This is a genomic window from Chitinimonas sp., assembly GCF_041904975.1.
Taxonomy (GTDB): domain Bacteria; phylum Pseudomonadota; class Gammaproteobacteria; order Burkholderiales; family Chitinimonadaceae; genus Chitinimonas.
On record NZ_JAYRLZ010000404.1, the window covers coordinates 1 to 2,618 of the forward strand.

Below are 2,618 nucleotides of genomic sequence, written 5' to 3' on the forward strand. Positions count from 1 at the left end.
CAGCAAGGCTATCGCACCGCTGATATCTTCGAGGCGGGCTGCGAGAAGGTCAGCTGTTCCGCCATGGGTGATGCGGTGGTGGCAGCCCTGTAAGCTGTTCGCTGCAACTAAGCCAACCCGCAGCAGAGGTCGGGTGGCGCGCCGGTTTCCGGTTTGTTCTGCGTGCGGAACGGGCTGGCCACCGGCGCGGTCATTTTGACCGGCTGCGCGTCAAGCAGTGTTCAGCGATTTGCCTGAGGCGAGCAAGGCCATGAAGTCCTTGGCAGGCAAGGGTTTGCTGAAGAAGTAGCCCTGGATTTCATCGCAGTGGTGGCGTCGCAGATAGGCGATCTGCTCCTCCGTTTCCACCCCTTCGGCGATCGCGCGCAACTTGAGGCTATGCGCCAGCGAAATCACCGACAGCGCGATCAGCGCCTGGTCGTCCGAGGCATGGATATCGCGCACAAAGGACTGATCGACCTTGAGCACATCGATGGGGAATTTGTGCAGGTAGGACAGGCTGGAGTATCCCGTACCGAAATCATCGATGGCCAGGGTCAAGCCAAGTGCTTTCAATTCGTGCAGGACGCTGATCACCTGTTCGACGTCGGTCATCATCATCCCTTCGGTCAGCTCGATCTCGAGCAGATGGGGCGGCAGGCCGGTCTCCTGTAGCGTGCGGGCGATCAATTGCGCCAGATCAGGCTCGCGGAACTGGCGGGCAGACAGGTTGACGGCCATTTTCAAGGCTGGCAGGCCCTCGGCGATCCAGTCTACAGTCTGCCGGCAAGCTTCGCGCAAGGCCCAGCTGCCGATCGGCACGATCAGGCCTGATTCTTCGGCGAGGCCGATAAAGCGGGCGGGCGATACCATGCCCATCTCGGGATGCTGCCAGCGGATCAGCGCCTCGGCGCCCACCACCAGGCCGCTGCGCAGGTCCACCTTGGGCTGGTAGAACAAGACGAACTCTTCGCGTTCAATCGCCATGCGCAGTGCGCGCTCGATCAGCAGCCGTTCCTGCAGGCGCTGGTTCATGTCCTGGGTAAAGAACTGCACATTGTTGCGGCCGCTCTCCTTGGCCTGGTACATGGCGATGTCGGCGCGCTCGATCAGCTCGGCGGCGCTGCTGCCATCTTGCGGATAGACCGCTACGCCAAGGCTGCAGCCGAGGAAAAATTCCTTGTCTTCCACCAGCACCGGCTGCGCCACTACGTCCATGATGCGCTGCAGCAACGAGGTGGACAGATTGCGTTCATCGGCGCCGGGTAGCACCAGCATGAACTCGTCGCCACCCAGCCGCGCAATGGTGTCCGATTCGCGCACCGAGGCGGCAAGGCGGTCGGCGATCACGGTCAGCACCTGATCGCCGGCCTTGTGGCCCAGGGTGTCGTTGACCAGCTTGAACCGATCCAGATCGACAAACACCACCCACACCGAGTAATGATGGCGGCCGGCATGGGCGATCGCCGATTGCAGCCTGTCGTTGAGCAGATGACGGTTGGCGAGGCCGGTCAGGGTGTCGTGGGTAGCCTGGTATTGCACCTTGATTTCCAGCTGCTTGCGCTCGGAGATATCACGCAGTATCGCCACCACTCCGCCTTCCACCGGCACGATCTCGCGGTGCAGCCATTCCGCCTGCAAGATCGCTTGCTGGTTATGCCACTCTTTGGCATTGGTGCGGCCGGTTTCCACCACACAGATCAGATCGCTGAGCAAGCCACTGCTGGCAGCTTCCGGCGCCAGGCGCAACAGGCGCTTGCCGATCAGGTCGGGCTTGCGCGTGTTGAGCAGACTCAAGCCCTGCCGGTTGGTATCGCGGATGACGAAGTCCACCACCTTTCCCTGCTCTTCAATGGCATCGAGCACATAGACCGCATCCAGACTGGCTTCCGATGCCGCATGGTAGGTTTGCTGCAGCTGACGCCGCCGCAGTTCGCTGCGGCCGAGCGCGGCCAGGGTGACCAGCGCGGCCAGCCATAGCAGGCTGGCGACACTGGCCTGCCATAGATAGCTGCGGCGCAGCGGCGCCAGCGCTCCGAGTTGTTCGGCTTCCGACAGGCCGACCAGAATGGCGAGCGGGTTGCCATGCAAGGGTCGCACCGTGGTGTAGCGGCCTTGCCGGTCCCACGGGCTCACCATCAGGCTGCCGGCCGCATACTGGCCGCTTTGCAGACCGCTGATCTGGCGATAGTCCACTGGCTCCCCTATGCTGACCACATCACCGCTGCGGCGCACGCGAAATTCCCCATCCTGGCCGACCAGGGCGATCACCCCGTGTTCACCTAGGCGGGCTCGCTCATAGCTGCTGGTGAAGTAGCCCGGATCGACCGCCACACTGACGATGCCATCGAAACCACCTGATGGCGTATTCAGGCGCCGGCTGAAGACCAGCGTACCGCCATCGCCTGTCTTGTCACGCTGAGCACGGCTGATAAACATGGTGCCGGCGTCGAAATCGCGATGTGCTTCCAGCCAGGGCTTGCCACGAGCGGATGGGTGCGGCGCGATATTGTCGTGGTCCTGGTAAAGGCCGGTAGCATCGGCAATGCCGATATCGAAGATCAGCGAGGAGGGCAGCAGGCCCTTGGTTTTCAGGTCAAACAGGGTGAAGTCGGCGCCGCGCAATTCCCGTGCATATT

Annotated in this window: 1 protein-coding gene; it reads right to left on the reverse strand. The window is 62.3% G+C overall.

What is annotated here, in order from left to right; all coding sequences use genetic code 11:
• Positions 1-210: 210 nt before the first annotated feature.
• A partial coding sequence (locus ACE3OH_RS21450) for an EAL domain-containing protein (RefSeq protein ID WP_374358063.1) occupies positions 211-2,618 on the reverse strand: 2,408 nt, incomplete at its 5' end.